We start from the raw sequence: 17,174 nt of genomic DNA, 5'->3' as shown, positions 1-17,174 counted from the left end.
CCATATTTTTATCTTCTCTGTCGCCTCCTGGATAAGCTCAAAGTAATTGCTGACTCCATAGCCAAATGACCTGCAGCATCAATCAAAACTATAGTATAAACTAATGATGCAGACATGATCATCCGTTAGGCTTTAATGCAATAACTTCTTACAAGACTCGCTATTAACGGTAAAATGTTACCGCGTAAATAGACCGCCAAACCAACCCGTTTTCTCAACTGGCTGGGTGACAGTCGGCTTTTCCTCCGGCGCTTTATTGGGAGTCCAAAAAAACGAAGAGATAGAGGAAAAAGTTCCCGTAACTTTTCCAAGTAACGAAGGTTCAGAAGTTGCGGGTGGTGTAAGTTTTGGCGTTTCAGGTAGTGGCACTGGCGTATTTGTGGATAAAACTGCGGCGACATTATTAAAATTTCCTGGGCCGTTCACGGCAACTGCTAATAAATTTGCCAATTCTTGTTGCTGGTTGTTTTTTACATAAAGGCCAATTAATCGTTTACGGTTGTTTATAAAAGGTTCTAAATATTTTGGAAGCCAGGTCGCAAGACCATGATCAGTTTTCACCCTCTGCAACAAGCCTTCAAATAAAGCATCAGCGGCTTTTCTAGTTTGTATTTCTTCGGCAGCAGGTTTTTGCCATTCATAAACCATCAGGGCATTGGCTAAGGTAGTAAGCACGACGGGGGAAGATGTCGCATCAGTATGAGTAAGAAGGCCTTCCAAATTTTCTCGATTTGGAGAATTATCATGAACCTGAAAAGAGTGAGCAGGTGGAGTTTTTAATTCTTGTAAAATAAGATTTGCAGAAGAGTGCTCTATTTTCTCATGGTCAAAAGGTAACACATATTGTGGTTTTCTAGGTTGAAACCAGGTTTCCCAACCATAAAAAAAACTGCGCTTGAGCCAAATACGAAATTGGGCAAGAAACCCTGTAATGCAGGTCATTGACAATTCAAATTGTGCTTCGGCAAGTGCTTGTTCAGCCATTTTAATATCAGAAGAATGAGTTTCTACGAGAGGTAAGCCAAGGGAGCATAGAGTAATCAATGATTGATACTCCCCACGCAGACCAAAATGATTAATCGCTTGTTCTGTATTAAACATTAGTAAGTTGGCACTTATCTTATCATCAAATAATTGCGGATGGTTTAATAGGCTATCAAATAGGATTTGTCTGGTGCTGAGAGCTACCTCGGTGCGTGTTAACAACCATGTTGTGGTATAGAGTTTTTTCTTATCAGACAAAGCATTGTTAGCAAAATGAGTGAGGTAGTCGTTGAGACATTGCTGTAAGAATTCTGTTTTACCATGGTAATGAATTAAAAAATAATCGATGGACTGCAATTTTTCCGCGTTGGTGGCGATGATGGTGATCAGCGGATTTACCGCAATATCATTTAATGGTATTGGGGTGCTTTCTTCTATTTCCTCAGTCACCAGCACCTTCTTAAAAGCTTTTGTAAAAAATTGTAGATAACCTTGTTGGGTTTCATGACTGGTTTGTTCTCCTGGCTCTGTAGTTTCGGGTTTAAGTGGAATTAATTTTTGCATCCGTTTTACGTTGAGTTGTCCTTCATCGTAAAAAATTGAACAATCAGCAAAGAGAGCACTGCTACGTAAATAATCATTCGTTACTCTACCCAGTTTTTCGCGTAAGAAGTTAAATGTTTTGTGCTCACTAAGCCTCATAAGTAGTTGAATCGTTTGCGAGGTCAATGTTTCTTTTTTTTCTAAAAATTTATCCGTTAATTCTTTAATGAATTGAATTGAATTATTTTCAGATTGTGCCTCATAGAGATAAAGATGGGCTGCATGGACGAGATCTTTTTCCTCACATAAAGGAATCAAATCTTTAATAATTGTTGCATTTAAGCTGTTCAGGTTTTGCATTAAAATGCAAAGCAACTCATGGCGCTTATTAACAGGCTGTTCAGCAAAGAGAGGTATGATTTTCTTAGGTACATTATTTATTAAGGCAATCAGTGGTGTGCTGCTATTAGGCATGGTGCCATAGTAGTTTAACCAATGTTTCAGGAAAGGCTCACTCTGTTCTCCCAATGTTTGCAAAAGAGGGGACACATAGGACTCATCTAGTTGATGAAAATCTTTAACAGAACAAAATAGACTAGCGGCTGCCTCCGGTTGTAATTGCTTCATTGTAGCTGGTGGCAAATCCTCTAAATGAATTTGACTTACAAGCGGCTGTAACCGCTGAGAAAAAGGTGTTGCTGTTGTCGTTAATGTTGTAAGAAAAGATTCTCCTTGAATTTCATCAAGATAATCTTTTCGTCCTAAAACATGGGCAAGGAGCAAGGATTTAATCATGTTATTAGGTGTTGTCTTTTGCAAATCAAGAAGCTCACTAACAGGTAATTGCTTTTGCTCGAGTGCATTAAGTAGCATTAATTTATTGGTTTCATTTTCAGTGATGCTTTTTACATGATTGTCATGTTGAAAAGCATTTTCAAGCATCGTTAATGGATTAAGTGTTGTACTGGTTATTTGTTCTTTTAACCATTCCCAGGAAAAGCTACGAACCAGGTTGGTGATGAGATCACGAGGAACAGTTTTTTCACATTCAATTCGTGTAAAAAGCCAGGTTGATTTGGCTTTACTAAGAGGAGGGTTTTGCGTTAAACACTCACATAATTTATCTGTGAGGTTGTTAGCCAGAATATGAGAAAGGAGCTTGTCAAGAAAGGGTTGTTTTGCTAATTCATTGTCGTCGATTTGCATTAACCAGTGCAAAAAATGATTCATTAAAATAGCATGATCTTCGGCTAAAAAAGACAACAAACAAAGCCAATGGTAATAAACAGCAGGTGCTTTAGAATTGATATTCTGAAGAAAGTTTTCCATTAAACTATGGTATGACAGTAGTTTTGCCTCAAGGGATAAATAATGAAAGCACTGCTCCATGTTCGACTGGATTTTGTTTTTTAGTTCGTTGTCAGAGGTCTGAAATTGCTGTTGTAATTGGCGCAAAGTTGTATAAAGCGATGCATCAGCACAAAAATGTCCATAGGCAATTTTATTTTCATTCTCGATATGCCACTCATTTAATTCAGGAAGGGGATTAAGGGCAAATGCTAAACGCTGCAGTGTCAGCATTTTTTCGCAATGCTCTGGTGTTAGTCGGGCAAATTGTTCGGGAGAGAGATGCTCTAAGAATGGTCTACTGTTTTTCTTATCGGCTATTGTCACTGGACATAGCACATTAAGCTCTTCATGGATTAATTGCTGGCATTTTTCTGCAAATCCGGCGTGGATTATTTTTTGTAGTAATTCTTCATATGTTGCTGGGTCCTTAAGTGCCAGGGAGATGACCTTTGTCAGTAGAGAATCACTTAATTTTTTTAATAAGCGATAAGAGTTTTGCGGATCAAAATAGAGGTTATCCAGAAGAGAGAGAAATTTGCTACCGAGTAAATCATTTTGGGTCGTTGAAAGAAGAGGCAAATAGGAGTTTAAAATCAAGGCAGCATCGTCAATATTTTCTTTTACAAAGGAAGAACTAAAGTTAGTTAACCTTGTTAGATCTTGAGAGTCATGATTAGCACTAAAGCTTGAGATTGCCAATTGCTGACACTGGCACGCTAACTCATCCGGTATTGAGTTTAATTTTGCTATCTCCGGATGAAGCCAGTCTACTTCGGCACAAGAACTAAGGTTTTCGGGAAGTAAGAGGGCTTGTGTTTGTGATAAAGTTAATTTTGCTCGTTTGGCTTGTGAAATCATAGCAAGCAGGTTTGTGAGATGAGGGAGATGAGCAAATGCACAAGCATACCATTGAAGTGTTAAGCTTTCTAAAGACTGTAGGTATAAAGTACGAGTTATTTCAGATAAAGACGATAAAGTGGCTAATTGTTTTAAGGTAGTATAACCAAGATTAAACTGCTGCAATTGGCGATGAATATGGGTGATTTGTGTCGCTAACTCACTATTGGGAAATTGCCCGAGCAAAGGCTTTAAGAACTCAGAGTTTAAATGTCTTGCCAAAGGAGAAAACAAGCCGTGTTCTAAAAGCCATTTTCTGAATTCAGAATTTTCAAATATTTTGGGGGTTCGTAAAAGTGAAGTCAGTAAATTACCTACTTCCAGGGGGGGCGAAAACGATTTAAGTGAAAGCCACTCTTTGTAACTTTGTCCGGCAGTACTTAAGGAAACTATTTCTGCTTCTTGTAAGGGCCTGGTTTGACCTTTTTTAATTCTGGCGAAAAAAGAGTCAGGTTTAAATAGCTGCCCTAATTTGGGGGGAGAAAAATGCTCTAGGGCTAGCAAATGATGTTGATAATCAAGTAGATGCGTGTTGACTCTTTGATGATGCTTAGGGTAAGTATTTTTTATCACCTGCAAGTAAGCTATTAGGAATTCATAAAGCTCATTGAGTTGGTTTTGAGCTAAAATGCTTGGTTCCTTTGATGAGAGAAGGGGGAGAATAATTTGTTGATAAAGCGCGGTTGATTTAACAATTTGTTGGAATTCGGTGTTACCAGTTTGAAATTCATTAATAATTTCCAGAATACCACCAAATAGAAGTGGCAGGCGCTGTATCCATCGTGCGCTTTGTAACATTTGACAAGGAATCTCGCTACATAGTGATAGTGGTTCATAAAAATCATTTAATTGATGAACTTGTTCTGCTAATTCAAATTGGGCTTGCACCACCTGTCTCATAGTAGAGGGCTCTAACATTTGCTGTAATTGCAGCTGGCATCGCTCCCCCTGCCATGGGTTGCTTGCTATTTCTCCAAGAAGATTAAACAATAGTCCTTTTGGCTCTAATGAAATATCAAGTGTAGGGTTTTGTAAATAATTGTTTATGCGACGGGAATAGTAGGGATTTTGACTAATCACCTGCTTTAGCTGTGACTTATGTTGTTCATTTATCGTATAATTTGTAAACGCTGCCAGTGTTTCTGTATCGACATTCATCATTTCAAACCAGCACAAAAGAGAAATGTTTTTCTCTTCCAGGTAATCAAAAATTGCTTCAATAAAGGTTAATTTTGTGATGACAGGACTGTAACTATCTAGAATTCGTAGGATCTGTTTTCCAGAAATCGTTTCTGCAAGTAAATTATTTCTCTCCGTTTTATTAAGAGCCATTAACCCCATGGGATGTCTGGCTAATAAATCAACAAACACAAAGCGAGTTTTACTCTGAGTATAAATATTGTATAAGGTATCAATTGGGAGCTCCCGAGCCAGGGTTATTAACGAAGACCATTGAACATCCCCCAGAGTAGGTCGTTGTAGCAAATCAAGAGCCAATACCTTTTTATTTTCAGCTGATAAAGTATCAAACAAAGTAGCAAATTGCTCATCCTTCATTGCTTGAGGTGGACTGGCAAGAAGTTGTTTAATGAATCCTTGGTAGCTGACACTATTCGTTAACGTTGGGTGCAGGTGTAAAAAGGTATTTTGCAGTAAAATTTTTGTAAATGGATGGTGATCTATTGTTTTTGTATCAAATCTTTTTAACCAAACTAAAGCAGCTTGCGCAAATTCTTCACTATCTAAAAGAGTCCTTATCCAACGATTATCATGCGCAATAAAATAAGAAAACGTGTTAAGCATTAGCTGCTGTAATTCATAAGAAAAATTGGATTGCTCATCATCATTTCTCTGGCTTGCGATGGTTGTGATAAATTGAATATGCTGCAACACGAGGTTGCTATCAGTGATTACATCAACACGAAAATCATCTAAGGTTAATAAAAGCATATTAACCACAAATAAGGCTGCAGGGACTATTGTTTGTGAATGAATAAGTTTTTGTACATGCGTGATAAATTGACGTTTTTGTTCATTAGATTCTTTGGCTAATTGCTGAAACAGCGCTATAAAATGTGCTGGATTTGTTGTTTTTTGCATTAACTGAATAAAGATTGAATGTAGATGAGCTTGTAATTCTGGACATTGATAGATTGATTCAAGAAGCGATGAGTCTGGGGGTAGTTGGGCAAGCAAAGAACTGTAATTTAATTCAGTAAAGGGTATTTCTGCCAACAATAATTGTAGCCATGAAGGAAATTTTTCAATTAAGTACTTCGGACGACTCTCATTTACAAGCCATTGTAATTCTTCTTCCTTAAGTAATGGGAGTAATTTTTCGAATTGCTCCAAGCCAAGAATAAAATCCAGGGCTTGTTCAGTTAAAACAGGATTATCATGGTAACTTTTAACTTGCGCAATTACATTCCTAACAAGAATTAAATTTCTAGATGTATCACTATCTCTTAAATAATAGGCTACTTTTTGCCAATTACTTTTGGTTGTATCCTGTGTTGATTTAGTCAGGATGGTTGCTAAGGCTTGCGGCGTGATTTGTTCTAATGCAGTTGTTTCTATTTGCACCAAATATTGTGCGCTCAGGTGGGCATCTTCACTTTGGCATATATTAATGGCAAGTTTTGCTAAAAGGGGATCGAAGCAATGCGCTTGAGTGAGTTGCGTTGTTAGAAAAGTAATGGAAAGTTTATCATCATAAGAATTGGCTGTGCCTGATTTTCCCTTTAACAAATTCCAACATGCTAATTTTAAGCTGGCATAATTTTGTTTGCCTTGGTTATCTAAACTTTCTTGAGCGGACTCAAGGTTCATAAATAAGGTTTGCAGTTTCTTTGGGGTCATATGGAATTGGCTTAGTAAGCGAAGAGCAATATTTTCTGCTGTATCGGGGGTGAGGAGGAGCAAATTTAAAATACGATTGGCTCTTAGTTTAAGATCGGCTGCTGCACTATTCACTAAATAACCTTGCAATAATGTCGGTGTGAAATCTTGAAATAACGAAGAACGTGAGCTCAAAATTTGGAAACAGGTGGGGCTTTCCAGTAAATAGGTGGCTATTTTGCTGGAGCCTAAGCAATTTACCCATTGATGAATAGGGGCTTGCTTATTAGCTGTAGATTGCAGTCGCTGACTAAAATGTTGCAAAAGTTGCTCAAGCGTTATTTTGTAGTCGTGATTAACGCTGATCTTTTCGAGTAATTGCTCAATCACGGTAATTAAGTTTCTGTCGTCAATAAAAGGCAGTAATTGATCAAGAAGCGATTTGTTAAACAGGGGAGTGTTTAATAGCATGAATAGAAGTAACGATTGTTTATCGGATTCCTGCAATAAGGTAACAAAGCAATGAAAGTTTTCTTCCGTAGCATTATGGCGCAGCATATGCAAATAAAGAGCTAAAAGATCATCACTGGTGAAAAATTTGAGTAGTGCTAATTGTTCAGTAGTTTTTAATGCTTTAAATAGCTCCTGACAGGATGTTAAAAGCATCGATTTATTTATTTCTGCTATGAGTAGCGCATGCAACCATTGGTAGCGAAGTTGCACATTATCGCTAAAATTAGCAAAAATCTGTTTGATAGCATCCTCTGTGATTTCATCAGGAAATATCTTAATAAGTCTAGCGAAATCGTTAAGATGCTGTACCGCAAGCGGTGACATTCTTATTTTTTTAGTTAATACGCGATAATAGATGGCAGATAATGGTTCAGTGTCATGTTGCATAAGATGACGTAGTGCCATGATATGCCCACAAAGACTAATTAATTGTTGTTCGTTTAATCGCTTTAAGCAGTCTTCAGTTAACTCATTATCCTGAGCTTTACTGGTCGTAATAAAGTTAATAGTAACGGTGTTGTCACTGTCATCAATATCATCAATGCAGCGAAGTACCTTGGTTTTGTCATGACATTTATCAAAAAAGAGGTCAAGAAAACGACTCGCTTCTATCAGATTTTTGTGGATATGGTCGGAATAGTATTTTTTAAAGTAGCTGGATAAATCACTTTTGGATAAATCCTTAAAAACCGTTAATAAAGAATCGGTGATGGCTGCCTTAAAAAGTGGATCATGTAAATCGTATTTGTCGCTATTTTTTAAAAATTCATTGATTAATTCTTTTTGTTGATTGGCTGTTGTTTGAATTTTAAGTCGCTTAATCAGCAAAATATTAGCAAGTTCGCTGTTGCCATGAATGAGTTGCTCGTATTCAGCCTGTGAACTCGTGGCGCGCACAGTCAAAGCAGCGACCAGTGCTTCATATTTACTTAAATAAGTTTGGCGGTGCTCAATAAACCGTTGATGCTGCTTTTCTGTTGTTGTCGATACGTAGGTCGCGGCAATGGCTCGTAATTGAAAAATAAGGCTAACTAACTGCTCTGTGGAAAGTGTTAAGCTTAAGTAGCCAATGTTCTCGTCGCAAATCGTTGGGGAAAGCAGGATACTGCTAGCAAGTTTACTAAAATGAAGATTAAGTGTCTTATTGATACCGTTACTGGTACGATTGCTAATCACATAATTGGTTAAAGGTGATAACCAGGGAGGATTACCATCGACTGATTCTAAAAGACGCTCATATAATCGTTCTCGTTGAGCGAGGGGGAGATGTTGTAACAAAATTAAAATATCATCATTTTGGTTGTGCTTTTCAATCCAGGAAATTAGCCTGGATAAAATATCCTGCCAAAGATTTTGAGCTTTGACGTCTATAAGCTCAGTTAAACTCTGTATTGTCTGGCTGATTTTGACTTTATTGGAATGTGCTAAAGCGTCCATTAGTATTTGTAAGAGGATTGTGGCTTTCAGTTGTGTATTATTTTCAGTGGCGGAGTTTTCATTGAGTAATGCCAGGAGAATGGCAAATTTATCGTAATCCCCCTGCGTGGCAAGTTTGTCAATTAGTAGGAGTAAGGTGGAATAATCAGGCTTTTCTTGAATAAACAGATCTCGTGCGGTATTAAGATCAATCTTTGCTAGAAATGCTGATATAAAATTGCTCATAGCCAATTCCTTATCCTTAAGAATTTAATGACTTTGATGTAGGACTTCCTTTCCTCTCCAGAGTTCCTGCATTTACTTTACGTCGCAACCGCTCTCTGGTGTTCATCTACCCAATGGAAACGTCACTCCTCGAAGCAATTTTGCCTTGCACTAAAGCAAAAATTACCGGTTATGCAAGAACTCTAATATTCTAAGTAAATCTAAATTTACCTCAGAAAATAAGTCTTAAGCGCAAACTTAAAGTTGAGTGTAAGTGAGATGAATCCAAATCTCTGGATATTTCAGCATAACGACTTGAAAAAAAATTTCAATATCTGTGTTATTTTTGCCAAAAATGAGGTGAAAGAAGAATGAGTAGAGAAAATATTTCCAATCTGCCGGCTAACATTGAAAAAATTAATAGCCATTTACTAGCTTGATTAAGATCAGCAAAATTTTCACTGATAGTTCCAAGGCCGGCACCAGCATTAGCAAGAGAAGCACTAATTGCAGAAAAAGAAGTAATAAAATCATTGCCAAAGGCCATAAACAAAATCATTAAACTTAGAAACAGAGCAATGAACACCGAAAGAAAACCCCACATGGATTCTAAAACAGGCTCTGACAAACTATGCTTACCAAATTTAATAGGTATTAGAGCATGCGGATGAAGTAAGCGCACCATTTCGCGCTTGCTTTGTTTATAAATTAGAAGTGCGCGAATAACTTTTACCCCACCACTTGTTGATGCAGCACATCCACCAATGATAGCTAATAACATAAGCAGGACAGGAACATAGGTCGGCCAGGTACTAAAAGGCGCTGACATAAATCCTGTTGTTGTGGCTAATGAAATAACATTAAATAAGCTTTTAATCAATGCATGATGGTTCGCTTCAAAAAAACCATAAATAATTAAGCTGATCGTAATCAGTAAACTAGCTCCAAAGAGAAAAGCTAAATAAAAACGAAATTCTTCATCATGCCAATAATGAATTAAACTTCTTTTTTTGAATGCTAAAAAATGCAAGGCAAAATTGGTCCCTCCTAAGAGCATAAAAAAACAGGCAATCAATTCAATCGTATCGCTATGATAGTAGGCAAAGCTTGTATCATGCATGGAAAAGCCACCCGTTGAAACTGTCGCAAAACTTTCTCCCAAGGCATCGAACCAATCCATGCCTGCAGCCCAATAACAAACTCCACAAAGTAGTGTTAACAACAAATAAAGTGACCACAGCGCTTTTGCTGTTTGAGCAATACGCGGGGTCAACTTGCTATCCTTCATAGGGCCTGGCGTTTCGGCTCTAAAAAGCTGCATTCCCCCGACGCCTAACATTGGTAAAATAGCCACGGCCAGGACAACAATTCCCATCCCGCCTAAAAACTGCAACTGTTGACGATAAAATAACACCGCGTGCGGCAGTCCCTCGATATGCCTGATAATGCTCGCACCAGTAGTCGTGAATCCCGATACCGATTCAAATAATGCATCGGTCATACTGTGATTGTGATGTTTGATGGCAAAAATAAAAGGTAAAGATGCATAAAAGCACAGAACAAACCAAAAGAGAACAACAATAAGAAAGCCATCACGAATCTTAAGTTCATGATGTTGTTTTCTAAAGCTAAGCCACAATATGGCCCCGGTCGTAAAAGTACAGCTAAAGGCTGCAACAAAAGGAAGCCAAAATTGCTCATGAAAAATTACATTGATAATAAGCGGAGTCAGCATGCTCACGCTAAACATCATTAAAAGTAGACCTAAAAGACGTAGGATAGTCTTGATTTGCATGGCTTAGCTCATAAAAGTCAAGCTGACTTGGAATAGCGATTCAATTTGACGAACGTAGCGCCGTTTTAGTAGTAGCAATATTACATGATCCCCAGATTCAATCACTAGATTCGGGTGTGGCATAAGTAATTTTTCTTCTCTCATTACAGCCGTTATAAAACTACTTGGAGGTAATTCAATTTGTGATAACGGCCGCCCAACAACTTGTGAGGTGAGCTTATCACCATGTGTGATTAATTCAATGGCTTCTGCTTCATCATTTTGTAAGCGATGAACTCTTACCATATTTCCGCGGCGTAGTTTGGTTAAAATGCTTCCAATAGTAATTAATTGCGGAGAAATTGCATGATCAATGGTGCTGTCCTCAATTAACTCTACGTAGGCATTGCGATTAACCAGTGCAATTGCGTGTCGAGCGCCTAAGCGTTTTGCTTGCAGACAAGACATAATATTGGCTTCGTCATCATTGGTGACGGCACAAAAAACATCGGTAAATTCAATATTTTCATTGAGGAGTAGATCGCGATCAGCAATATCACCTTGTAACACGGTGCCCTTGTGTAATTGCGCAGCAAGGTCGCTCGCTCGTGACAAATTACGGTCGATTACTTTGATACGATATTTGGTTTCAAGCGTTTGAGCTAGTTTAGAACCAATATGACCGCCGCCGGCAATCATAATACGGCGGTTTGGATGTGTATAACGTCCCAGGGCAATTAATACCTGTTGGATAGCCTGAGGCGATGCAATAAAAAGAACGGCATCACCAATCATGATTTCACAATGTTCATTAGGTTCAATGGCAGTTTTATCGCGAAAAATAGCAACAACTCGAGCTTCGATAGGATTCAGGTATTCATAAAGTTGTTGAATAGTTTGGCCAACCATGACACCACCAGGTTGTGGCTTAATGGTTGCAAGTAACGCCTGTCCCTCTGCAAATTCAAGTAATTGAGTTACGCCAGGATAATCAATGAGGTTTTCAATGTGTTCAGTAACTAACTTTTCTGGACTAATACAAACATCAACGGGAACATGGTCATTACAGAATAATTGTGGGTATTCATAGTAGTCGGGGGAGCGAATTCTGGCAATCTTTGTTGGCGTACGAAATAAACTGTACGCAATCTGACAGCCCATCATATTAATTTCGTCACTGTTGGTGACTGCAATGAGCATATCTGCCTGTTCAATTCCTGCTTCGATCAAAATATTAGGATGCGCTGCGGAACCATAGATCGTGCGAATATCAAGTCGATGTTGCAATTCTTTTAAACGGTCTTCGTTTAAATCAACTAAAGTAATGTCATTGTCTTCCCGAGCGAGATTACGTGCCAGAGTGCCGCCTACTTGGCCTGCGCCTAGAATGACTATTCTCATGGCATTAAAACTCCCTCATAGACAAATGTTGCGGGACCTTTTAAGTAAATTGAGCCAGTGACGTCCGGCCATTCAACGATCAAGTTGCCACCCGGTAAATTAACACGGATGCTTGATTCAAGCTGGTGATAAAGGCGACCAATGGCTGCTGCTGCTACAGCACCGCTGCCGCATGCTCTCGTTTCTCCACAACCGCGCTCATAAACTCGCAGACTTATATGCGTTTTATCAATTATCTGCATAAAGCCCGCATTGGTTTGCTCAGGAAATAATTCATGCTCACTAATTTGTTTACCAAGGTTAGCAATATCAATGGTATTAAGTTCGTTAACAACCGTAATGGCATGGGGATTGCCGACACTAATAGCGTGCACCATGTGTGAAGATCCATTTTTCAATGGTAATGCGTAAAACGTGGCACGATTTTCAGCGTGCAAAGGAATATCGTTGGGATTGAGTTTAGGTAAACCCATATCGACTGTCACAGTCTCATCGGCATTGATTTTTAGTTGCATTTTAGTCGTACAGGTAGCCACAGAAATCAATTTCTTATCTGTTAAGCCATAATGAAAAACAAAACGGGCAAGGCAACGAGCACCATTGCCACATTGTCCTACTTCGTGACCATCAGCATTAAAAATACGATAAAAAAAATCAATGTTTTCCTCATGGCTGGGTTCGACAACCAGGCACTGATCAAAGCCAATACCCGTATCCCGTTTAGCTAGCTCAATAATTTGGGTGGGCTGTAAATTCAGGGACTGGCGGACAGCATCGATAACGATAAAATCATTGCCTAACCCATGCATTTTTGTAAATCGGATAGTCATTTCCAACTCATTTATTTGCTGTATTTGGATGTTGTTGCTGTTGTTCAGGTTGTGGCAAATAAAGAGGTCCTTTTTGTCCGCAAGCTGATAAAGTCAATACAGTCATACATATTATAATGAAGATACGCATATACTAATGGTTTGTCGCAAATTATTAAGTATATGTAATCTGCTTGAAAACCGCTATCAAAAAAATTGCTACCTGCCAGGACGATGCTCGCTTTCAGTTAGTGGCCATGAGGTAAAATAAATTTTTTTAATGCCCCGCAAATTAAAGATCTTTGGGGGCATATAGAATTAATACGCCTAGAATATGTAAGGGGAGGATGCGCGTGTAATATTCATATCGTCTTCAGGCTCTTCATCCTCAGCAAAGCTGACTGTTCTAATAAAGTCGAAGGTTTTAAGCATAGGCCTGGTGATTCTTTCATGAGAGCGAGGATTAATATACATTATTTCGGTATGATTTTTCCCTGCCTCTTGCCAATCTAAAGTAAATACTAATTGACCAGGAATATTGGTTCTGTCTACATAAGTAGGTTCTACCTTGATCTCAATGAAATCCACATTGTTTTCAGTTAATTTTTTAGCAATAAATTGCTCGACAGCCTCTAGAATATTGTAATTTGAAGCTGCGGTGGCTGGAACGAGGTTTTCTATACTTTGCTCGCCCCCTAGAAAAAAAGCAATGAGATGAGACCAATGGTATTTACTACCGCGGCTAGTCACAACAATATTTTCGTTGCAAGCTGCAAACACGGATTGACAGCTCGCGCCGGTTAATTGGTTTTGTCCAACCCGGCGGTGAGAACTTTTGCGTTGTTCCAGTTTCTCGAGGGTGGCCTGAAAATAAATGGGCTCCTCGTGACGCACAAACACAAGTTTGGGCATTTTTTTTCTAATATGTTTCTCATTGCCCTTTACCTCAATTTTCTGCGGTGAAGGCGTTTTAGGCTTAAAAAAGCTCGTAACGGAGCCATTAACCTCATGTGAGAAGATTTTGCGGACTTTATGTTTTCCAGGTGTGCGACATACATGGCTGTATTCTTTTTCGGGAGTTGCCGGAGTTAATGTGGTGACTCTTACTCCTTTTTCCTTAAGTGGTGAATGTAATTTGGGATCAGACTCATCAGAGATAATTAAAGTGTTCGGTGTATTATCATCGAATGTTTCGCGGTATTTTCGACGTTTTGTGGTAGGCGGGTCTTTAGGTAAGGCGGCCCTTTTTGCTGTGCGAGAAGGCCTGGTGTCAGTCTGGTTTACTAAGTCACTGTAATCACAATGTTTAATCACAGCTAAATGAGTAAAGAGAAAGGCACTTGTTATACGACTAATACCTTGTCTATTAAAACGACGTGCTAATTCAAGCCATTCGCTACGGTTTAGGTTAATTTGCCCGATTTGAGGAAAAATACGCTGGCAACGTGCAGAAAAATTGTTGAGCACTTCATTTTGTGCATCAGCTTGCTTTTGATTAATAACGTCTATAGTTGCAGAAGTGATAATACATTCATGGATTTCCGTCGCTGTAACAAAAATTTGCTGAGACAAGCCTTGCACAAGATAATCCTGGTTTTCTTCTGTGCCTTGTTGATATAGAAAAATTATTTGCGACCAATCATTGGCGGTGAGTTGGTAATCAGCAGGTTTTTTGGCCAAGCCAGAAAGAAATGTACGAATGGGTTTTGACATTAGTGTTAGTAAAAGCTAAGAGTTAATCTTATTGATTATACCACAGACACTTTGCGCGAAAAAGATGGTTTTCTTGAAGGCATCCTAAAATAAAAAACTATTTATGGATGCCGGGGTAGGTTTTGCAAGAATTATGATTTAAATAAGCCGACCTTGCTATCGTTTGACGCTTTAGTGATAATTTGACTTTTTTGCTGGAGATAAGGTGCTAAACGCTTACATTAAAGAACCGCAACAACAGGCACAAGCTTGTGTGATTTGGATGCATGGTTTAGGTGCGGATGCTTCTGATATGTCAGGTCTTGCGGGCCAATTAAAGCTGGGCGGAGCTTCAGTGCGTCATGTCTTTCTTGATGCCCCTGTGCGCTCTGTGACTATTAACAATGGCATGTCTATGCGTGCGTGGTACGATATTTTTGATTTAAAATTTACGAATAGAGAAGATCGTCAAGGCATTTTGGATTCAGAAGAGAAAATTCTTAAGGTTATACATACACAAATAGAACAGGGAATGCCCTCCGAAAAAATATTTTTGGCCGGTTTTTCTCAGGGAGGGGCGATGGCGTTGCATACCGCCTTGAACATAAAATTTCCCTTAGCTGGTGTCATCGCGCTATCTGCTTATTTGCCGTTAGCATTGGAATGCAAGCCAGTGCAACCCACGAGCACACCGATGTTTCTTGGATTCGGCATTTATGATCCGCTTGTTTTGCCAGCCTGGAGCAAATTAACTATTGATTGGCTTGCAGAAAAAGGCTATCACAATTTAACGCAACAAGATTATCCAATGGAACATGCGATTTGTGTTGAAGAAATTAATGATCTCTCAACATGGTTTACTAAGATAGTGAAGGGGTAATCTGATGGCAATTGTAAAAAAAGCACGCATAGTTCCGTTTACTTGTGAACAAATGTTTGGCTTAGTCAATAATGTTGAAGAGTATTCGCAATTTTTACCCTATTGCTCCCAAAGTCTGGTACATCATCGAGATGAAGATGAAGTACAAGCGACGTTGGTAATTGCTGCGGCTGGGATGAGTAAATCATTTACGACTCGCAACCGTCTACAAACAAATAAAATGATAGAAATTCGCTTGGTTGATGGTCCTTTTAAACATTTAGAAGGGTTTTGGCGTTTTGACGAGGTGCCTGAAGGGTGTAAAATTTCTTTTGACTTGGAGTTTGAATTTTCGGGCTGGATGTTTGCAACGCTTTTAGGGCCGGTTTTTGAACAGGTTACAGAGAAAATGGTCGACGCCTTTTGTGAACGTGCTGAGGCTCTTTATGGTAAACGTTGAAATAATCTACATTAAATCAGATAAATCAACGGTGCATTTAAAATTATCTCTAAAATCAGGTGCAACGATTGCAGATGCTTTGGTTGAATCCAATTTATTAATCACTAATCCAGAAATTAAGGATTATTCCGTGGGGATTTTTGCAAAAATTAAATCACGGGATACGATTTTAAAATCTGGTGATCGCATTGAAATATACAGACCGCTTGCGCTAGATCCCAAAGAAAAGAGAAGGCAACGCGCAAAAACCAAAGAAAAATAATTGCAATCGAGGTTTGATTAAGGTCGATGTGTCGCTTTTTTCCTGTAAAAACGACACATCAATTTCAATATTTATGTCATTTACTAAGGCTTATGTTCTATACGAACAAGCTTACCGTGTGCAAAGTACAGACTTAGGTTACGAATAATAAGTGGCCTCCCGCCTTTACGCCAAGTATAAGCATAATCCCAGCGATCATTATTAAAGGTGGGACTTAATAAACTTGTACCCATTAAAATCGCCGCATCTTGTTTGCTCATTCCAATCCGTAAACGTTCAATTTTTGATTGCGGTAATAAATTGCCTTGTTGCACGAGACGTCTTGACAGATCATAAGAAATGCAACTAGTTAAGGCGAATGACAATATAATAGTAAAACTAATGAGAATGGTTCTAATTCGCATTTTTTTTGCCTGTTCTGAAAAAGTTCGCCATAATATCATGTCAGCCGTAGAAAGACACCTGAATTAGAATAGCAAACAGGGCAACATCATTTCTTGACTATCGAGGCAAATTTTGAGTTATTCCCGCGAAGGCAGCGAACTCTATCCTGCAGGAGCAAGACGCATTATAGCTTGTACAGGATGGATTCCCGCTTTTCTCGGCAATGACAAAATTATAAGGTATTACAGCCCATAATTGACTTAAATTGGTTTAATTTGCCCTAGAGTAGAAACATAGCTACAAGGAGCGCTTAGTGGAAGAGAGTCAACAATTAAAAGACGCAGGACTCAAAATAACAATGCCGAGATTAAAGGTTTTGCAAATATTGGAACAATCCCGCCATCATCATTTAAGTGCCGAAGGGGTGTATAAGGCGCTATTGGAAATGGGAGAAGATGTGGGCTTAGCCACCGTTTATCGTGTCCTAACTCAATTTGAAGCGGCAGGCCTGGTTAACCGTCACAATTTTGAGGGGGGGCATTCTGTATTCGAATTAAGTCAAGGTGAACATCATGATCATTTGGTTTGCGTAAAATGTGGCAAAGTAGAAGAATTTATTGATGAAATAATCGAACAGCGTCAACAAATGATTGCTCAAAAAGCTAATTTTAAAATGACGGATCACGCTTTGAACATTTACGGACTTTGCCCGGATTGCCAAATATAGCCTTAATTTAGACTTAAGCTTTACATGCTATCATTTTTTT

At 38.7% G+C, this 17,174-nt stretch carries 10 protein-coding genes and 1 pseudogene; 4 read left to right on the top strand and 7 right to left on the bottom strand.

The annotated features are described in order from the left end of the window. Positions 1-177: 177 nt before the first annotated feature. The 6 genes from PXX05_RS11790 to PXX05_RS11765 all read right to left on the bottom strand — a co-directional run bounded on the left by PXX05_RS11790 (position 178) and on the right by PXX05_RS11765 (position 14,463). Positions 178-8,787, bottom strand: a complete 8,610-nt coding sequence (locus PXX05_RS11790; protein WP_275088407.1) for a hypothetical protein — start codon at positions 8,785-8,787, stop codon at positions 178-180. A 319-nt stretch (positions 8,788-9,106) separates the two neighbouring features. After that, complete coding sequence (locus PXX05_RS11785) at positions 9,107-10,561, bottom strand: TrkH family potassium uptake protein (RefSeq protein WP_275088406.1); 1,455 nt, start codon at positions 10,559-10,561, stop codon at positions 9,107-9,109. Positions 10,562-10,564: 3 nt separating this feature from the next. Further along, positions 10,565-11,941, bottom strand: a complete 1,377-nt coding sequence (trkA, locus tag PXX05_RS11780) for a Trk system potassium transporter TrkA (protein ID WP_275088405.1) — start codon at positions 11,939-11,941, stop codon at positions 10,565-10,567. Continuing rightward, complete coding sequence (gene dapF, locus PXX05_RS11775) at positions 11,938-12,771, bottom strand: diaminopimelate epimerase (protein WP_275088404.1); 834 nt, start codon at positions 12,769-12,771, stop codon at positions 11,938-11,940. Before dapF ends, trkA begins: the two co-directional genes overlap by 4 nt. 7 nt (positions 12,772-12,778) lie before the next feature. Beyond that, positions 12,779-12,901, bottom strand: coding sequence for an LPS translocon maturation chaperone LptM (gene lptM / locus PXX05_RS11770; protein WP_420844590.1), 123 nt, complete (start codon positions 12,899-12,901; stop codon positions 12,779-12,781). Positions 12,902-13,077: 176 nt separating this feature from the next. Next, positions 13,078-14,463, bottom strand: a complete 1,386-nt coding sequence (locus PXX05_RS11765) for a DNA/RNA non-specific endonuclease (RefSeq protein ID WP_275088402.1) — start codon at positions 14,461-14,463, stop codon at positions 13,078-13,080. Positions 14,464-14,683: 220 nt separating this feature from the next. Between PXX05_RS11765 and PXX05_RS11760 the strand changes: the two genes are divergently transcribed. The 3 genes from PXX05_RS11760 to PXX05_RS11750 are packed head-to-tail and all read left to right on the top strand — an operon-like array spanning position 14,684 to position 16,023. Further along, the gene (locus tag PXX05_RS11760) at positions 14,684-15,322 is read left to right on the top strand and encodes an alpha/beta hydrolase (protein WP_275090508.1); all 639 of its coding nucleotides are present in this window, start codon (positions 14,684-14,686) and stop codon (positions 15,320-15,322) included. A gap of 4 nt (positions 15,323-15,326) precedes the next feature. Next, entirely contained in the window at positions 15,327-15,761 is a 435-nt protein-coding gene (locus PXX05_RS11755; protein WP_275088401.1) for a type II toxin-antitoxin system RatA family toxin, read from the top strand. A gap of 31 nt (positions 15,762-15,792) precedes the next feature. Beyond that, positions 15,793-16,023, top strand: coding sequence for an RnfH family protein (locus PXX05_RS11750; RefSeq protein WP_338034419.1), 231 nt, complete (start codon positions 15,793-15,795; stop codon positions 16,021-16,023). A gap of 83 nt (positions 16,024-16,106) precedes the next feature. Here the strand turns inward: PXX05_RS11750 and PXX05_RS11745 are convergent. Beyond that, positions 16,107-16,458 (bottom strand): annotated as a pseudogene (locus PXX05_RS11745) (outer membrane protein assembly factor BamE). Positions 16,459-16,720: 262 nt separating this feature from the next. Here PXX05_RS11745 and fur point away from each other — a divergent pair. Next, entirely contained in the window at positions 16,721-17,134 is a 414-nt protein-coding gene (fur, locus tag PXX05_RS11740) for a ferric iron uptake transcriptional regulator (RefSeq protein ID WP_275088398.1), read from the top strand. The last annotated feature ends 40 nt before the right edge of the window (positions 17,135-17,174 follow it).

Origin of the sequence: Legionella cardiaca, from assembly GCF_029026145.1 — a bacterium.
GTDB classification, from domain to species: domain Bacteria; phylum Pseudomonadota; class Gammaproteobacteria; order Legionellales; family Legionellaceae; genus Tatlockia; species Tatlockia cardiaca.
Note: the sequence above shows the minus strand (reverse complement) of the source record. Positions and strands in the feature narration are given on the sequence as shown.